Annotated in this window: 13 protein-coding genes; 12 read left to right on the top strand and 1 reads right to left on the bottom strand. The window is 40.6% G+C overall.

What is annotated here, in order from left to right; genetic code table 11:
- The first annotated feature begins 21 nt into the window (after positions 1 to 21).
- The 6 genes from uvrA (at position 22) to FOC45_RS02545 (ending at position 7,206) form a co-directional block, all read left to right on the top strand.
- Positions 22 to 2,781, top strand: a complete 2,760-nt coding sequence (gene uvrA, locus FOC45_RS02570) for an excinuclease ABC subunit UvrA (protein ID WP_155846587.1) — start codon at positions 22 to 24, stop codon at positions 2,779 to 2,781.
- Between the two features lie 75 nt (positions 2,782 to 2,856).
- Positions 2,857 to 3,807 (top strand): phosphoribosylaminoimidazolesuccinocarboxamide synthase, encoded by a 951-nt coding sequence (locus tag FOC45_RS02565; protein ID WP_034539395.1) that lies wholly within the window; start codon positions 2,857 to 2,859, stop codon positions 3,805 to 3,807.
- A 4-nt stretch (positions 3,808 to 3,811) separates the two neighbouring features.
- On the top strand, positions 3,812 to 4,942 hold the full coding sequence (folK, locus tag FOC45_RS02560; RefSeq protein WP_034539393.1) for a 2-amino-4-hydroxy-6-hydroxymethyldihydropteridine diphosphokinase: 1,131 nt from the start codon (positions 3,812 to 3,814) through the stop codon (positions 4,940 to 4,942).
- Positions 4,943 to 4,962: 20 nt separating this feature from the next.
- Complete coding sequence (gene panB / locus FOC45_RS02555; protein WP_009388560.1) at positions 4,963 to 5,781, top strand: 3-methyl-2-oxobutanoate hydroxymethyltransferase; 819 nt, start codon at positions 4,963 to 4,965, stop codon at positions 5,779 to 5,781.
- An 11-nt stretch (positions 5,782 to 5,792) separates the two neighbouring features.
- Entirely contained in the window at positions 5,793 to 6,605 is an 813-nt protein-coding gene (locus FOC45_RS02550) for a YoaK family protein (RefSeq protein ID WP_009388561.1), read from the top strand.
- Entirely contained in the window at positions 6,523 to 7,206 is a 684-nt protein-coding gene (locus tag FOC45_RS02545; protein ID WP_034539390.1) for an RluA family pseudouridine synthase, read from the top strand. Before FOC45_RS02550 ends, FOC45_RS02545 begins: the two co-directional genes overlap by 83 nt.
- A gap of 4 nt (positions 7,207 to 7,210) precedes the next feature.
- Here the strand turns inward: FOC45_RS02545 and FOC45_RS02540 are convergent, their stop codons facing one another.
- Positions 7,211 to 9,004, bottom strand: a complete 1,794-nt coding sequence (locus FOC45_RS02540) for a long-chain fatty acid--CoA ligase (RefSeq protein WP_009388563.1) — start codon at positions 9,002 to 9,004, stop codon at positions 7,211 to 7,213.
- 265 nt (positions 9,005 to 9,269) lie between these two features.
- Between FOC45_RS02540 and FOC45_RS02535 the strand changes: the two genes are divergently transcribed.
- The 6 genes from FOC45_RS02535 to FOC45_RS02510 all read left to right on the top strand — a co-directional run bounded on the left by FOC45_RS02535 (position 9,270) and on the right by FOC45_RS02510 (position 17,227).
- Positions 9,270 to 11,858 carry a DUF2339 domain-containing protein gene (locus FOC45_RS02535; RefSeq protein WP_009388565.1) on the top strand — a complete coding sequence of 863 codons (2,589 nt, stop codon included), beginning with the start codon at positions 9,270 to 9,272 and terminating at the stop codon, positions 11,856 to 11,858.
- Between the two features lie 129 nt (positions 11,859 to 11,987).
- Positions 11,988 to 12,671, top strand: coding sequence for a PAS domain-containing protein (locus FOC45_RS02530; protein ID WP_009388566.1), 684 nt, complete (start codon positions 11,988 to 11,990; stop codon positions 12,669 to 12,671).
- Positions 12,672 to 12,719: 48 nt separating this feature from the next.
- Positions 12,720 to 13,397, top strand: coding sequence for a PAS domain-containing protein (locus tag FOC45_RS02525; protein ID WP_009388567.1), 678 nt, complete (start codon positions 12,720 to 12,722; stop codon positions 13,395 to 13,397).
- An 85-nt stretch (positions 13,398 to 13,482) separates the two neighbouring features.
- A complete protein-coding gene (locus FOC45_RS02520; protein WP_009388570.1) occupies positions 13,483 to 16,341 on the top strand; it encodes a DEAD/DEAH box helicase in 2,859 nt (952 codons plus the stop codon).
- 53 nt (positions 16,342 to 16,394) lie between these two features.
- A complete protein-coding gene (locus tag FOC45_RS02515; protein ID WP_009388571.1) occupies positions 16,395 to 16,682 on the top strand; it encodes a hypothetical protein in 288 nt (95 codons plus the stop codon).
- Between the two features lie 35 nt (positions 16,683 to 16,717).
- Positions 16,718 to 17,227, top strand: coding sequence for a DUF4252 domain-containing protein (locus tag FOC45_RS02510; RefSeq protein ID WP_009388572.1), 510 nt, complete (start codon positions 16,718 to 16,720; stop codon positions 17,225 to 17,227).
- The last annotated feature ends 1 nt before the right edge of the window (position 17,228 follow it).

The following is a 17,228-nucleotide window of genomic DNA, read 5'->3' as shown; positions in this document are numbered from 1 at the left end:
GCCCGAATCATTACGATGACAATGAAGAGCAAAGAAATACTTATAAAAGGAGCCAAACTACATAACCTTAAAGATATAACGGTAGGTATCCCTCGCAACCAATTGGTAGTAATAACAGGGCTATCGGGGTCTGGCAAATCGAGCTTAGCTTTTGATACCCTCTATGCTGAAGGGCAGCGCCGCTATGTAGAAAGCCTATCATCATACGCACGTCAGTTTTTAGGACGGCTTGACAAACCTAAAGTAGATAACATCATCGGGATTGCGCCCGCTATTGCTATTGAGCAAAAAGTCAATACTTCTAACCCACGCTCTACGGTAGGTACTTCAACAGAAATATACGACTATCTGAAATTGCTCTTTGCCCGTATCGGCAAGACCTACTCCCCCATATCGGGCAAGGAAGTAAAAAAACACACTGTAACTGATGTGGTAGAGGCCGCCCTCGCCTACCCCGACGGCACTAAGCTGCTGCTATTAGCCCCTATTAGTATCCCTAAAGACCGCACTGTAGAACAAGTACTAAAATTGCTACTACAGCAGGGCTACGCGCGCATATTGCACCAAGGAGAAGTGATACGATTGGAGGAAGACAATCTACCTAAGAAATTAGGTAAATTTCAGTTGGTAGTCGACCGGATAGTGGTACAGCACAACGAGGATTTTCAGCACCGATTGGCAGATGCTGTAGAAACCGCTTTCTTTGAAGGAAAAGGGGAATGTATGCTACAAGAAGTGGAATCGGAAGTACTAAAACACTTCAGCAACCGCTTTGAGATGGACGGCATCACTTTCTTAGAACCGAATGTGCATCTTTTTAGTTTCAACAATCCTTACGGGGCTTGTCCGGAGTGCGATGGCTATGGCGATACGATAGGGCTAGACGAAGACCTTATCGTACCCAACACAGGGCTATCGGTATACGAAAATGCCATCTACCCTTGGCGTGGTGAAACAATGAGTTGGTTTCGCGACCAGTTGGTAAACAACGCTTACAAATTCGACTTCCCGATACACAAACCTTGGTATGAACTCAGTGCCGAACAACGACAATTAGTATGGGACGGCAATAAATATTTCACAGGGCTGACAGACTTTTTTAAAGAATTAGAAGAAAAGAGCTACAAGATACAAAACCGAGTATTATTAGCGCGCTATCGCGGAAAAACACGTTGCCATAGTTGCCACGGAAGACGACTTCGGAAGGAGGCTAACTACGTGAAAATACAAGGAAAAAGCATTTCGGATTTGGTAGAAATTTCTATAGAAAAGCTACAAGCATTTTTTAGAGAATTAACCCTTTCGCCCTACGAGCAAGAAGTAGCTAAACGGCTACTGATAGAAATCAACAGCAGGCTACAGTTCTTAAGCGATGTAGGCTTGGGGTACTTAACGCTAAACCGCAAATCGAACACGCTATCGGGTGGCGAGAGTCAGCGTATTAACTTAGCTACCTCATTGGGTAGTAGTTTGGTCGGCTCGATGTACATACTCGACGAGCCGAGTATAGGGTTACACCCACGCGACACTCATAGGCTTATAAAAGTACTGAGATCGCTGCGCGACTTAGGCAATACAGTGATAGTAGTAGAACACGATGCCGACATAATGAAAGCCGCTGACTACATTATAGACATAGGACCTGAAGCCGGTACCCACGGAGGGGAAGTAGTAGCTGCTGGCACTTATGAACAACTGCTAAAAGCTGATACTCTAACAGGAAAATACCTCAGCGGACGCTTAAGCATTGAACCGCCTAAGAAAAGGCGCACCTCGCCCCACTACATCAGTTTAATCGGTTGTCGCGAGAATAACTTGAAGAATATAGATGTGAGTTTTCCGCTGGATATGCTGACCGTAGTAACAGGGGTATCGGGTAGTGGCAAATCGACCTTGATAAAGAAGCTGCTCTATCCTGCTATGCAAAAAGAGTTAAATGCCAGCAACGAAAAGATAGGGCAATTCACCCGCATAGAAGGCAAATATAAACAGTTGCAAAGCGTGGAGTTTGTAGACCAAAACCCTATAGGCAAATCGAGTCGCTCTAACCCTATCACCTACCTAAAAGTATATGACGACATTCGCAACCTCTACGCCAACCAAAAATTGGCTAAGATGCGTAACTTTTCGGCTAAGCATTTTTCTTTCAACGTAGATGGAGGACGCTGCGAGGTGTGCAAAGGCGAAGGAGAGGTGACCATAGAAATGCAGTTTATGGCAGATGTGCACCTAACCTGCGAAGCCTGTGGCGGCAAGCGTTTCAAAAAAGAAGTGTTAGAAATAACTTACGAAGGGAAAAACATAGATGACCTACTGAACACTACTATTGACGATGCCGTGGCTTTCTTTGCCGCTCATAAGCAAACAAAAATAGCAGAAAAACTCAAACCTCTACAAGATGTAGGCTTGGGGTACGTAACCTTAGGGCAATCATCTTCTACCCTATCGGGTGGGGAAGCGCAACGCATTAAATTAGCCTCGTTTTTATCAAAATCAGAGAGCAAAGAAAAGGTGCTTTTTATCTTTGACGAACCCACTACTGGCTTGCATTTTCACGATATACGCAAGCTCTTAGACTCGCTACAAGCACTAATAGAAAAAGGGCATTCGGTGATAGTGATTGAGCACAACTTAGAGATGATAAAATGTGCCGACTACGTAATAGATTTAGGCTTAGAAGGAGGCGAAAAAGGAGGTTCTATAATAGCAAAAGGCACCCCCGAAGAGATAGCCAAATGCAAAGAAAGCTATACAGGTAGCGCCTTAGCTAATGACAAATGACAAATGTTTGTTGCTAATTGACAATTATTTTGTACTTTTGCCGCGAGAATGAATATTATCTAAATTTTTAGAATGATGAATACCATAACAAAAACTAACTTTAAATTTCCCAAACAAAAATCAGTATACAGAGGGAAAGTACGCGATGTGTATCAGCTGAAAGATGATACCCTCATAATGATTGCTACCGACCGTATTTCAGCTTTTGACGTTATCCTTCCTAAAGGGATACCCTACAAAGGACAAATACTCAACCAAATGGCTGTACGCTTCTTAGAGCAAACTGAAGATATAGTACCCAACTGGCTAACTGCCTCGCCCGACCCTAACGTATCTATAGGGCAGGTATGCGAACCCTTAAAAGTAGAAATGGTAATACGTGGCTACTTGGCCGGACACGCTGCTCGTCTGTACAAAAACGGTAAGCGTATGCTTTCGGGGGTAGCACTACCTGAAGGATTGAGAGAGTTTGATATTTTTCCTCAGCATCCTATCATCACCCCTGCTACTAAGGCAGAACAAGGACTACACGATGAAGATATATCGCGCGAAGAGATTATCAGAAGAGGTATCGTAAGTGAAGAAGACTATCGCCTAATGGAGAAATACACTTATGCTCTTTTTGCTCGTGGCAGCGAAATAGCCTCAAAACACGGACTTATATTAGTAGATACTAAATACGAATTTGGCAAGACACGCGATGGCGAAATAGTGCTTATAGACGAAATTCACACTCCGGATTCTTCTCGCTACTTCTACAAAGAAGGATATGACGAACGCCAAGAAAAAGGAGAACCTCAAATACAACTATCGAAAGAATTTGTACGCCAATGGCTTATCTCGCAAGGCTTCCAAGGTGAAAAAGGACAAAAAGTGCCTGAAATGAGTGATGCTTATGTGCAATCGGTTTCAGACCGCTATATAGAACTCTACGAGAATATAATGGGCGAGAAGTTTATACCAGGTGATACTACTGATATAGAAGGGCGTATCTATGAAAATGTAGAGAAATATTTGAAGAGTTAGTTTTTTGAATCACGATATATACATATCATTGGGGAGCAATCTGGGGAACCGGAAAGCATACTTGCAACAGGCTATTGAAGGGATTGCCATGCGGGTGGGTACTATCGTTGATATTGCCCCTATTTACGAAACACCTTCGTGGGGTTTTGCAGGTGAGGCATTCCTAAATACTTGTTTGTTATGTAAGTCTTTTCTGTCGCCAGAGGAAGTATTATCGCAATTACTACAGATAGAACACGAGTTAGGAAGAGAGCGTGTACCCAACCAAAAGGGGTATCAATCGCGCACTATCGACCTTGATATACTGTTTTATGACGATGAAGTTATCAATAGTGAACTACTGACAATACCACACCCTCTGCTACACAGACGCAAGTTTGTACTGCGCCCTTTAGCAGCCCTCGATGAACAGAAAGTACACCCTATACTACAGAAAACAATAGGCGAACTGCTACGCACTACCGATGACCCATCGCCTGTGCAACGCCTCTCTGACCAACTGACATTCCCTGCACAGAAATCACCTTTTCTGAACTATAAATACATAGCTATAGAAGGTAATATAGGCTCTGGGAAGACTACATTGGCAACTAAGATAGCTGAAGACTTTAATGCAAAACTCATCTTAGAGCAGTTTTCTGATAATCCTTTCTTGCCTAAATTCTACGAAAATCCTAAACAATACGGTTTTACCTTAGAAATGTCGTTCTTGACAGAGCGCTACCAACAAATGCGTGAGCAGCTTGCCCAAATGGATTTGTTTAAGGAGTTTGTAGTATCAGATTACGATATATTTAAATCGCTTATCTTTTCTAAAGTTACCCTTAGCGAAGATGAGTTTGTACTATACCGAAAGCTCTTCTACCTACTCTACAACCAAATTATCAAGCCTGATTTGTACGTATTCTTATACCAGAATACTGACCGCCTGATTGAGAACATCAAAAAGCGCGGGAGAGCGTATGAACAGAATATATCGCCTGATTATCTGAAGAAAATACATTACGGATATTTAGATTTCATACAGAAAAATACCGCTATCAACTCACTTATCATCGATGTTACTGACCTCGATTTTGTAAAGCATTATAACCATTATGAACTTATCATAGAGAAGATAAGAGAGTGTAATTAATTTTATAAAAACATAAGAAAATGTCAGCTGTTAGAAAAGAATACAAACGCGTAACTACCAAATCGGTAGTAGAAATGAAAGCCAATGGCGAGAAGATATCAATGCTTACTGCCTACGATTATACTTTTGCTAAATTATTAGACAGTGCAGGGATTGATGTACTATTAGTAGGCGACTCTGCCAGCAACGTAATGGCAGGACACGAAACTACCCTACCTATTACCTTAGACCAGATGATTTATCACGCTTCTTCTGTGATAAGAGGCGTTACACGTGCTTTGGTAGTAGTAGATTTGCCTTTTGGTACTTATCAGTCTGACCCTAAGAAAGCATTGCGTTCAGCTACTCGCATAATGAAAGAAAGTGGAGCTCACGCTATCAAATTAGAAGGGGGTAAAGAGGAAGCAGAGAGCATCAGACGAATAGTAAATGCTGGCATACCCGTAATGGGACACTTAGGACTCACTCCGCAATCCATACACCAATTTGGTGGTTTTGGTCTGCGCGCAAAAGAAGAAGCTGAAGCTCAAAAACTAAAAGAAGATGCTAAACTATTAGAACAGTTAGGTTGTTTTGCAATAGTATTAGAGAAAATACCTGCTGCTTTGGCTGAAGAGGTAGCTAAGAGCGTACGCATACCTATCATAGGTATCGGGGCTGGGAATGGTGTTGATGGACAAGTATTAGTAATGCACGATATGCTGGGAATGAGCAATGAGTTTCACCCTAAGTTTTTGCGCAAATATGCTAACCTACAAGAAGTTATCAACGAAGCAGTAACCCACTATATAGCTGATGTTAAAAGCGTTGACTTTCCTAATGAAAACGAAAGTTATTAGAATGCAGAAAAATGTTTAGACATCAAGGGAAAAGTCGGACTGCCAAACATAATTTACAAATAGCCGTAGTGCTCTCATTCGTTGCAGGAATGGTGAACGTTACCGGCTTTTTGTTTATGGGTAAACTCACCACCAATGTTACTGGGCATTTTGCTTACTTCATCTACGATGTATCTGTAGCCGAGTTTTGGAAAGGGCTTATCTACTTCCTTTATATCTTTGCTTTCTTAGCTGGTTCTTTCTGCTCTGGACTACTGATAGAGTATGCTAATTATCACCGCAAACACAATAAATACCTCGCCCCTACCCTATTAGAATGCTTTTTGTTATTATCGGTATGGGGGTTAAATACTTTCTCAACAGGTGGTATACCCCAAAATATAACTGCTTGTATATTGCTCTTTGCTATGGGATTGCAAAATGCCTTCGTTACCAAAATATCTAATTCGGTAGTGCGTACCACTCACCTAACAGGACTCTTCACCGACCTTGGTATCGAACTATCGCAACTGCTTTACCTTCACAAAAATCACTATGAAACATATTTGATAGAACTACGTAACCGCATACGGCTACGGCTATTTATCATTACCTTTTTCTTCTTAGGAGGCTTCTGCGCAGGCTATTTCTACATAGCCCAACAATGGCAACTCTACACTTTACTACTCTCCGTTGCTATCTTATTATTAGGGCTCTTCTATGACGGAATGCGCTTCTTTTACTTTAGAAATAAACGACATTATGAAACTTATCACAAACGCCGAAAACGTAGACGTGCTATACGAAGACAATCACGTAATAGGCATAAACAAGCGCGTGGGTGACATCGTACAGGGCGACAAAACCGGCGACATCCCCCTTAGCGAACACCTAAAGGCTTACTTAAAAAAGAAATACAACAAGCCTGGCGAAGCATACCTCGGTGTAGTACATCGGTTAGATCGTCCTACCACTGGGGTAGTTCTTTTTGCTAAAACCTCCAAAGCCCTCAGTAGGCTAAATGCTATGTTTGCCGATAAAGCACAGGTACAAAAAACCTATTGGGCATTAGTAGATGCAATGCCCCCTGCTACTGAAGGCACTCTTACCCACTGGTTAGTCCGCAATGAAAAACAAAACAAATCAGTAGCACATAATAAAGAAGTGCAGCACAGCAAAAAAGCCGTACTGCACTATAAATTATTGAAGTCTTTTGACCATTATCACCTATTAGAAATAGACCTTATCACAGGTAGACATCACCAGATAAGAGCGCAATTAGCCGCTATAGGATTGCACATAAAAGGCGACCTAAAATACGGTGCTAAACGCTCTAACCCCGACGGGGGCATCTGTTTGCACGCCTATAAGCTCACTTTCGAGCACCCCGTGAAGAAAGAAGTCATCAGTATTGAAGCAGCCCCTAATTGGCAATTAGGCAAATAGCCAATTAGCGATACATCGCTTCTATCTCACGACTATAATTAGCATAAATCACCTTGCGACGAAGCTTAAGCGTAGGAGTAATCTCATTGCGCTCAATAGAAAAAGCAGTAGGTAGCAGGGTGAATTTTTTTATCTGCTCATAATCAGGTAAATCACTTTGGAACTTCTGCAACTGCTTGCCTATATATTCTATCACCTGACTGTGCTTAATGAGGTCTGCTGTGTTTTTATACTTGATATTGAGGTCTTTGAATGCCTGAGTAAGTATCTCATAATTAGGCACTATCAAAGCTGATACAAACTTCTTACCATCGGCTATCACCGCTATTTGCTCAATAAGGTTATACTTGCCCACTTTGCCTTCTATCAGCTGAGGGGCTATATATTTTCCGTTAGAAGTCTTCATCAACTCTTTAATGCGCTCAGTGATAAAAAGATTATTATTCTCGTCTATTTTACCTGCATCACCCGTACGCAAAAAGCCATCAGGAGTAAAAGCCTTAGCCGTTTCTTCAGGGTTCTTATAATACCCCTTCATCACCATACCTCCTTTTACTAATATCTCATTATCCTCGCCTATGCGCACTTGCACATTGGGCATTAGTGTACCTACTGACTGTAAATTGAAACGATTATCACCCCAACAAGATACAGTAGCCGTAGTTTCGGTCATTCCGTAGCCCAATTTGACATTGATGCCTATCGATTGGAAAAAACGCCCTATACTCGGCTCAAGATTAGCACCCCCACAAGGCATAAACTTAATACGTCCACCCAAAACCGCTTTAAGCTTGGTATAGACCATTTTATCAAAAAAGTTATACGCCTTTTTCAATAAAAATGATGGTTTGCGGTTTTGCTCTTTGAGGGTTAATACCCTGCGACCTGTTTTAACCGCCAATTTGAAGAGCATTCGCTTTGCAAAGGACGAAGCATCAGCCTTATCATGCACGGTAGCGAATATTTTCTCATAAAAGCGCGGCACAGCACACATCAGCGTAGGACGCACCTCAGCAAGGGCTTCGCGCACCAAATTAGTATCTTCTAAATAATAAACCACAATCGCTTTGTAAAGACAGAAGGACGTCCAAGCGCGCTCATATACGTGCGTTAGCGGCAAGAACGACAACGAAGAATCGGTGTCATCTACCTCAAGCCTTTGCGAGTGACCGAGCATCTGATAAGCCAGATTTTCGTAAGTGAGCATCACCCCCTTAGGCTCGCCCGTAGTACCCGAAGTGTAGATAACCGTAAAAAGGTCAGATAAATCTCTACTATCTATGCGCTGTTGTAACTCCTCATCTAACGCATTATTATTGCCAAACGCCAAAAAGTCCGTCCAGTGGATAGAGTATTTTTGTTCTTTTAGCTGTATATGGTCGTCAAAAAGGATTATTTTCTGTAGAGAAAGGCATTGGTCGGCTACTTCTAAAGCCTTCAGATATTGTTTTTCATCTCCTACGAAAAGGAATTTTATCTCAGCGTGATTCATCACGTAGAGGGCTTGTTCAGCAGTGTTAGAAGTGTAGATAGGTACGGTTACGGCGCGTATTTGCAAACACGCAAGGTCGGTAAGCGTCCATTGGGGGGTATTCTGAGAGAGGATACCCACCGTTTGCTGTGGGGCAACCCCTTGCTGTAGCAATGCCTTAGAAAGCTGAGTAGTGATGGTGCCCAATTTTTCCCAAGAAATCGGTTGCCAATGAGCATCAATTTTCCTCATAAGAGCCTCTTTCTTAGGGTACTTCTGAATGTTCTCGCGAAATAGCGAGACATAGTGGTAGGCTGTTAAATCCATTTGTTAGTGAATTAATAATGGGGCAAAGGTATAAATTATTTATCAATTAGCAAATTATTTAGTTTAATAGCAGGGGCTAGAGTTCGCTTATCCTTCGCTCGTCTTTCGCTCGTCTTTCGCTCGTCCTAAAGGGTACGTATATCAAAAGTAAAAGGAAGATAGGTATAAAAGATTTTTCTTCTTCTTTTATTTGTTTTCTAAAAATTATTTATTACTTTTGTACTCTGAAATCGAAAGCGAACATTCCGCTTCAATCAAGAAACCTATGCGCATAGATAAAGATTTAGATACCTTAATCGACAAAGTAGATAACGTAGTAGATAGACAATACGACTTTATCAAAGAAGTAAAAGGCATCAAAGAAACTATATGGAAAATGAAAGCTGAAATGGCTACAATGCCTACTGCTTCAGAAACCGTAGTTGAACCTATTGTTGAAGAGGCTGCTGCTGAACAACCTATTGTTGAGGAAGTTACTGCTGAACCTATTGTTGAGGAAGTTACTGCTGAACAACCTATTGTTGAGGAAATTACTACTGAACAACCTATTGTTGAAGAGGTTACTGCTGAACAACCTATTGTTGAGGAAGAAGTTGCTACTGAACCTATTACTGAGGAAGTAGAATCTGTAGCCGAGCCTATAGCTGAAGAGGCTCAGGCGCCTACTGCTCCTGTAGCTGAAGCTACTCCTACCGCTTCTTTTTATAACAAAAAGGAAAAAGAGCCTGTGTTTGAAAAATCATTCGACGACCTATTAGGAAAGAATAAAAACCGAGATTGGGAGCGCTTTATCGGAGAGAATTTATTTAGCAAAATAGGGATTGGTATTATCCTAATTGGGGTATTTATAGGGGTGAAATATTCTATCGACCACAACCTTATCAGCCCTGCTATGCGCTTAGTTTTGGGTTACCTAACGGGGGTTGCTCTATTTGTAACCGGAGCCGTACTCAAGAAGAAATACGAGAATTTCAGCGCTGTATTAGTCAGCGGTGCTATGGCTATTTTCTATTTCGTTACCTTTATAGCGTATTCAGTCTTCGACTTTTTCCCGCAGTCGCTCACCTTTATACTGATGTTCCTCTTTACCGCCTTTACGGTATTGGCATCGCTTAGCTATAATCAGGTGGTGATAGCCCTTATTGGCTTGGTGGGCAGCTATGCTGTGCCTTTCTTGCTGAGCAATAACTCTGGGCGGGTAGATATCCTCTTTGCCTACACGGCTATCATCAATATAGGGGTGCTGGTGCTATCGTTCTACAAGCGGTGGAATTCCTTGCTCATCTCTGCGTTCTTATTCACGTGGGTATTACTGCTTTCGACTTGGGAACTAGCTGATAACGAAGTGTATTTCAGTGCCTTCCTAACCTTTAATTTTGTTACTTTTGCTACTTTCTACCTCTCGTTTATAGCGCAGAAGTTGCACCAAGAGCCTGAACTTAGCACCGTAGATGTGGCGCTATTCCTTATCAACAGCTTAGCGTTCTATGGCTTAGGGGCTTGGCTCATCAACAACCATTACCACGACAATACGTGGGTAGCTCTTTTCACCTTGTGCAATGCGTTGTTGCACTTTGGCGTAGCGGCTTATTTCCATCTGAAAAAAGTACCTTCTACGCAACTGAAATATTTGGTGTTAGTATCAGCGCTTTCGTTCGCCACCTTAGTAATCCCTATACAATTTAAAGGTTCGTGGATTACGCTATTCTGGAGTGCTGAAGCGGCTCTATTATTCTGGTTAGGGCGCACCAAAGCCTTGGCAGTGTATGAGCGCATCAGCTACGGGGTACTGGTGTTGGCTACCGGAAGCCTATTAATAGACTGGTATAAAGGTTCTTACAACATCTACCTACTCTCTACTGCCGATTACGTTACTCCGTTTGCCAATTCATTATTTGTAAACGCCCTATTGTATGCTGCTGCCACTACTTTTATGGCTTATATACATCAGAAAGTGAAAGGCGGAGGGGAGTATACCGATTCGATTACTTTATTTTTGAATATATTCTCAGTAGGTTCGCTGTTTTATACCTTCTTCCGCGAAATTATCGTGTTATGCGATATGCGCATTTTGCAATACCCTAATGCGTTAGACAATGCTATGCTAATGGAAGATTTATCGCTGTTCAAAAATATCTGGCTACTTATCTACAGCTTGCTATTTGCATCGGGCTACAGTATGCTGAACCTCAAATATAACAAACAAAAAACGCTGGCTGAAGTACAAATGGGCATCAATTTTATTCTGGGGGCCTTATTTATGACCTTAGGCTTATACTACTTTAGCGAGTTGCGCGAACGTTATATAAGCGAGGCGGCTAGAGGTTATCAGCTTTCGTTGTGGTTCTTAAACATCAGATATTTAGGAATAATAGCATTTGCCGGTTTGTGTTATACTATCTGGCAATTGCAAAAGTTCCTCAACTTATCGGCAAAATCTAAGCTAAAATTAGAGTTATTGCTACACTTAGTAGCCTTATGGGTAAGCAGCAGCGAGCTATTGCATTGGACAGAATTATATGAATCGAGCTCTAACTACAAATTAGGACTTACCATACTATGGGGAGCCTATGCAGTACTATTGTTAGTATTAGGGCTTTTCAAAAAGAAGAAATACCTACGTGTTTCGGGTATTGTACTTATCAGTTTTAGTGTGTTGAAATTATTTTTCTACGACATTACCCACTTAGATACGCTGCGCAAAACGATAGTATTCGTATCGTTGGGGATATTGATGCTAATAGCTTCTTTCTTGTACAACAAGTACACCAAAGAAATTGATGAGGATAAAGAAGAAAAAACAGAGGAAAAACCAGAAGAAGAGCCTTCTGTAGAAGAGAAATCAAACAACTGATAATCAACTTTATAAAAGAAGAAAAAAGTCAGTATTAAAACTTTTATGAAAAGTTTATGATAAAAAAGTATGGCTTTATTAATAAAAAGATTTATCTTTGTGCGATAATAACCAAAATAAAATTTTGCAATGATTAGAGATTATAGAGACATTGAGCTCACCGTAGAACGCCCTACCCCTATTGATAAAGAAGTAGTATGGGATAAATCAAAAGTAATTATCAGTGAAACCGATGTTTATGGGCGTATTACTAACGTAAATGACGTATTTTGCACCGTTTGTGGTTATACTGCTGCTGAAATGATTGGGCAGCCTCATAGCATTATCCGTCACCCTGATATGCCTAAAATCACTTTTAAACTCCTTTGGGATAACCTTAAATTAGGGAATAACTTTGCTGGGGTAGTGAAAAACTTGGCTAAATCAGGAGAGTATTATTGGGTAATCACCGACTTTGAAATGCGTCGCGACAGTGCAGGCAACATCACTCACTACATCGCTCGCCGTAAGTCAGTGCCTAAAGGGGTAATCGATAATTACGTAGCTCCTCTTTACCAAACCCTCGTAAAACTTGAAAAAGTAGGAGGTATGGACTTAAGTGCTCGTTTCTTTAAAAACTATTTGGATAAACAAGGTAAAGACTACATCGACTTTATCATTGATGTGATGAACGAAAACCGCGAAGATGTGGCCTTCCAAGATATACCTATGGCTCCAATGGATTCTAACAAAGTAATATCAGATGACATCGTAACGGTAAGCGATGCTATGAACGAAAAACGCAAGAGTTTCTTTGGCAGATTGTTTTCATAATCAGGCGATGGAACTATAAAATAATAATCATTAAAAAAAGTAAACAGTATGTCAGATTTTACAAATCCTATCCCTACTATTGAAAGACCTACCCCTATTGACCGCGAAGTACAATGGGACAAGACTAAAACCCTTATTAGCGAAACAGACGTAAAAGGTACTATTACCAATGTAAACGATGTATTCTGCGCTGTAGCTCACTACTCTGCAAGCGAACTTATCGGGCAGCCTCATAACCTTATACGCCACCCCGATATGCCTAAACTTATCTTCAAACTCCTTTGGGATAACTTAAAAGTAGGCAATAACTTCGTAGGTGTGATTAAAAACTTAGCTAAAACAGGTGAATACTACTGGGTAGTAACCGACTTCGAAATGCGCCGCGATGCTATGGGCAACATTACTCACTACATCGGTAGACGTAAATCTGTACCTGAAGCTGCTATCAATAACTATTTGGCTCCTTTCTACGAGTCTCTTTTGAAAATGGAGAAAATAGGAGGTGTTGAACTTAGTAGCCGTTTCTTCAAAAACTATTTGACAAAACAAGGTAAAGACTATATCGACTTTGTGATTAGCATTATGTCTGAGAACCAAAATGCTTTCACAGCAGAAACTGTTAATTCTATTGATAATAACAATGTAAGCGTTTCTGACAATATCTACCACGTAGATCACTCAATGAACGAAAAACGTAAAAACTTCTTTGAGCGTTTATTCTCATAAAGTTTAATGTTCTTATTTCATAGTTTAAAATCCCTGTATATCTAAATATGCAGGGATTTTTACTCAATAATACTTTGCCTATTATATGTTTCTTTTCATCGATTTCACTTTTCACCCTATTATAGAGCTTGTGCTGCCCAACGCTTATATTGCCGAACAGCGCAATGGCTACTGCGTATTTTACAAGAAAGCTTCTGATGAAGTATTGCGCAGTTTGCCCAATTGGGAGCTCTCCTCAGCTGAAAAGGAAGCGCTTTCAATTATCAACAGCCTACAACCTAACGAATTATACCAAAAATACCTAAAAAAAGGTGATACTTTCTCTAAAATATACCAAAACGCACAAACTAAGAAGCATATTCAGGAGCAAATAGAGGATAAAACAGATAAACTACTAACGCTTATCTGTAAGAATGAACTTTTTATCACTACCAATTACACGCATAAAGACGAATTAGTAAAGAAACAAGTCCTCACTACCACTCAGGTACTCGAACCTATATTAGAATTGAAAAAAACGGAAGAGGGTATACGCTACCGACTGCTATTAGACGATGGCAAACAAACCTTATTGCCCTACCAGAGCCATATAGAGTTTCTGAACAACCATCACGCTTGGGTTATTTTAAACAAGAAAGTGGTGAGAATAGCCCATATCAAAACATCGCACCTGACCCCTTTCTTGAACAAAGAAACGACTATTATACCTGAGAGAAGTTTCCCTGAGTATTTTGAGAAATTCCTTAAGAAAATACTTCGCAATGCAAAAGTATTGCCCATAGGCTTTGACATCATCGAGAGGAATGAGCTGACTGATACCGCTATAGAAATCTTTTTTGACTTTTTTGCTAATCATTATAAAATACACCTACTATTCCATTATAATGACTATGCTTTCAGCAGTCATCAGCACAAAACTATACAGTCTGACCTGCAAATAGATGATAATAAACGTATTTTTATCTATAATTACCGAAGAAATACTACTGAAGAAGCTAAAAAATACGCTATTTTAGAGCAAATGGGCTTTACTAATCAATCAGGTACTTTCTTTTTAGAGAGTACAGACCCTTTTGCTTCGTATTTTTATCTATTGCACCACCGCGAAGCCCTAACTGCAGCAGGTTTTAGCCTTCTCCCTTTCGTAATAGACGGCGGTAAAGAGGTAACTATAGCCCCTCCAGAACTGATTTTCAACCACACACATACCGAAAATGACTGGTTTGACCTATCTATAAAAGTAAAACAAGGCGATTCTTTATTCGATTTTAAAGATTTAATCAAAAATATCAAAGAAAATAACCCTATATACCCACTGCCTAACGGTAAAATATTCATTATACCCCAAGAATGGTTCAGCAAATTTCAATCTATCGCCAAATATGCTAAGGTACAAAAAGAAAAACTACAGCTTGCTAAGAGTAATTACGCTTTATTAGAGGCTGTACCCGAAATAAAACCACAGTCGTTAGTAGAAAAAGTGAGTTACACTCCTTCTGATAAGCTAAAAGCTACGCTACGCCCCTACCAAATAGAGGGGGTTGAGTGGCTGCTACAACACTATCACAACGGGGTAGGCGCTTGCTTGGCTGATGATATGGGGCTCGGGAAAACCCTACAGACGATAGCTCTGTTAGTAAATATACACGATAGCCTACCTGAAAAATCTATTGACAGCAGCGACCTGTTTTCGGGAGTAGAGGTGCAAAAAGAAGCCCTAAAAGTACTCGTTATTCTGCCTTCATCGCTTATTTTCAATTGGTATGACGAAACTAAGCGCTTTGCCCCTCACCTAAAATGCACCCAATACGTAGGCACGGGCATAGAGCGCAAGCGAAAAATAAGGCGACTGACTAATTACGACCTTGTTTTTACCAGTTACCCCATCGTAGAGCGCGACATCAAAGAGCTTCAGCAGCTTGATTTTCGCTATATTATCCTTGATGAAAGTCAGCGTATAAAGAACAAAAACTCTAAAACTTTTAAGGCTATTAACAGCTTGAAAGCCCCCCATCGCATAGCACTGAGTGGTACCCCTATAGAAAATTCCCTCAGCGATTTATGGTCGCAGATGCAGTTTATCAACCCCAATATACTGAAGAGTTATCCTTCTTTTCACAAAAACTACGAGATAGAAATCAGCAAGAAGAAAAACCTTCAGGCGTTAGAAGAGCTCAAAACTATCATCAGTCCTTTCTTGCTCAGGCGCACCAAAGAGCAGGTACTCGATGACTTGCCCGAAATGGAAGCCCAAATAATCTATTGTCCTCTTGCCGAAGAACAGGCTAAGTGGTACGAGAGCGAAAAATCAAAAGTGCGCAACCAATTGCTACAGATTGCAGCCCCTATCACAGAGTTTAACGCACTGAATATGCTTACCAAACTCCGACAAATCAGCAATCACCCTATGTTGGCTGATAAAGACAGCCTTATTCCTTCAGGAAAATACGAAGAGGTCGTAAATTGTATGCAAGAGTTGGTACAGGCATCGCACAAAGCTCTTATTTTTAGCAGTTTTGTGTCTCACTTAAGCATTTATGAGCAATGGTGTAAAGAAAACGGAGTGAAATACGCTAAACTTACCGGTAGTACCCCTACTGCCGAACGCAAAAATGAAGTAGAGGCTTTTCAGCAAAACCCAGAGGTTACCTTCTTTTTTATATCGCTTAAGGCAGGCGAGGTAGGGCTCAATCTTACTCAGGCGTCATACGTGCTGCTGTTAGACCCTTGGTGGAATCCGTTTTCTGAAAAACAAGCCATTGCAAGGGCGCACCGCTTAGGACAGAAAAACAAAGTAAACGTAGTGCGCTTTGTCAGCAAAGATACCGTTGAAGAGAAAATCATTCGGCTGCAAAAAGCCAAAACTGACCTTGCTGACGATATCATAGGCGAACAGAATTTTATCAAAGAAATTATTTCGAATATGAATACTCTTTTGGAATAAATTTTGCAACTTGTTACTTGCTAATTATTATTTATTTATTATCTTTGCAGATTATGAAGCTAAAGTTATTTCGATTACCTAAAAACAAACGTTTTAATTATACCCCTCGCTATTATGAGGGGAAAGAAGAAGGCAACGCTTTCGAGATGGGGTCGCGCATTCGCAAAGACCGCGAAACCGTTTCTAACCATTTTACTGAGCAATGGCGCAGTATCCGCAGCGAAAGTAGGAATAAGAAAAACGCACAATTCAATAAAACTTTCTGGATTGTACTGGTTATCTTAGTGCTATTATCACTCTATTTCCTTGATTTCGACCTTTCTATATTCCTGCGGAAATAAAATAAAAAGATTGTCAAACCAAATAAACGCTCATTATGAAGATAAATAAGTTATTTATATTGCCCGCACTACTCGTAGCAATGAGCGTCTGTGGGCAACCCGCTTTTGATAGATTAGAAGCTAATAATGACATCACTACATTAGTGGTCTCGCAAAAGATGTTTCAAATGCTTTCTAAAATCGATAGTAAGGATGCTGATGCCAAAGAGTTTATGGATATTGCTAATAAACTCAAGAGTATGAAGGTATTCTCTACCGATAATGCTAAAGCTGCTTCGGTGATGAGAACTGAAGTGCAACAATATGTTAAAAGTGCAGCTCTCTCTGAACTGATGCGCGTAAAAGACAAAAACCAAAACGTGAAGTTCTATACCAAAGGCGGTAAAGATGCTAACAAAGTATCTGAACTACTAATGGTGGTAGAACCCTCTACAAACACTACGCAAATGGTTATCCTATCGCTTACCGGCGACATCGACCTTAGCAAATTAGGTGTTTTAACTAAGAATATGAACCTTCCACAAGAAATAAAAGATATAAAGTAGT

Source organism: Capnocytophaga sp. FDAARGOS_737 (assembly GCF_009730375.1).
In the GTDB taxonomy this organism is placed as follows: Bacteria; Bacteroidota; Bacteroidia; order Flavobacteriales; family Flavobacteriaceae; genus Capnocytophaga; species Capnocytophaga leadbetteri.
The sequence above is the reverse complement of the archived record's forward strand: the minus strand, read 5'-3'. Positions and strand labels throughout refer to the sequence as shown.

Bases quoted from the DNA above. Each gene is read 5' to 3' on its own strand.
- uvrA (WP_155846587.1), top strand. From the start codon at position 22: ATGAAGAGCAAAGAAATACTTATAAAAGGAGCCAAACTACATAACCTT.
- FOC45_RS02525 (WP_009388567.1), top strand. From the start codon at position 12,720: ATGTCAGATTTTACAAATCCTATCCCTACTATTGAAAGACCTACCCCT.
- FOC45_RS02520 (WP_009388570.1), top strand. From the start codon at position 13,483: ATGTTTCTTTTCATCGATTTCACTTTTCACCCTATTATAGAGCTTGTG.
- FOC45_RS02545 (WP_034539390.1), top strand. From the start codon at position 6,523: ATGAAACTTATCACAAACGCCGAAAACGTAGACGTGCTATACGAAGAC.
- FOC45_RS02550 (WP_009388561.1), top strand. From the start codon at position 5,793: ATGTTTAGACATCAAGGGAAAAGTCGGACTGCCAAACATAATTTACAA.
- FOC45_RS02530 (WP_009388566.1), top strand. From the start codon at position 11,988: ATGATTAGAGATTATAGAGACATTGAGCTCACCGTAGAACGCCCTACC.
- FOC45_RS02515 (WP_009388571.1), top strand. From the start codon at position 16,395: ATGAAGCTAAAGTTATTTCGATTACCTAAAAACAAACGTTTTAATTAT.
- panB (WP_009388560.1), top strand. From the start codon at position 4,963: ATGTCAGCTGTTAGAAAAGAATACAAACGCGTAACTACCAAATCGGTA.
- FOC45_RS02535 (WP_009388565.1), top strand. From the start codon at position 9,270: ATGCGCATAGATAAAGATTTAGATACCTTAATCGACAAAGTAGATAAC.
- FOC45_RS02565 (WP_034539395.1), top strand. From the start codon at position 2,857: ATGAATACCATAACAAAAACTAACTTTAAATTTCCCAAACAAAAATCA.
- FOC45_RS02540 (WP_009388563.1), bottom strand. From the start codon at position 9,004: ATGGATTTAACAGCCTACCACTATGTCTCGCTATTTCGCGAGAACATT.
- FOC45_RS02510 (WP_009388572.1), top strand. From the start codon at position 16,718: ATGAAGATAAATAAGTTATTTATATTGCCCGCACTACTCGTAGCAATG.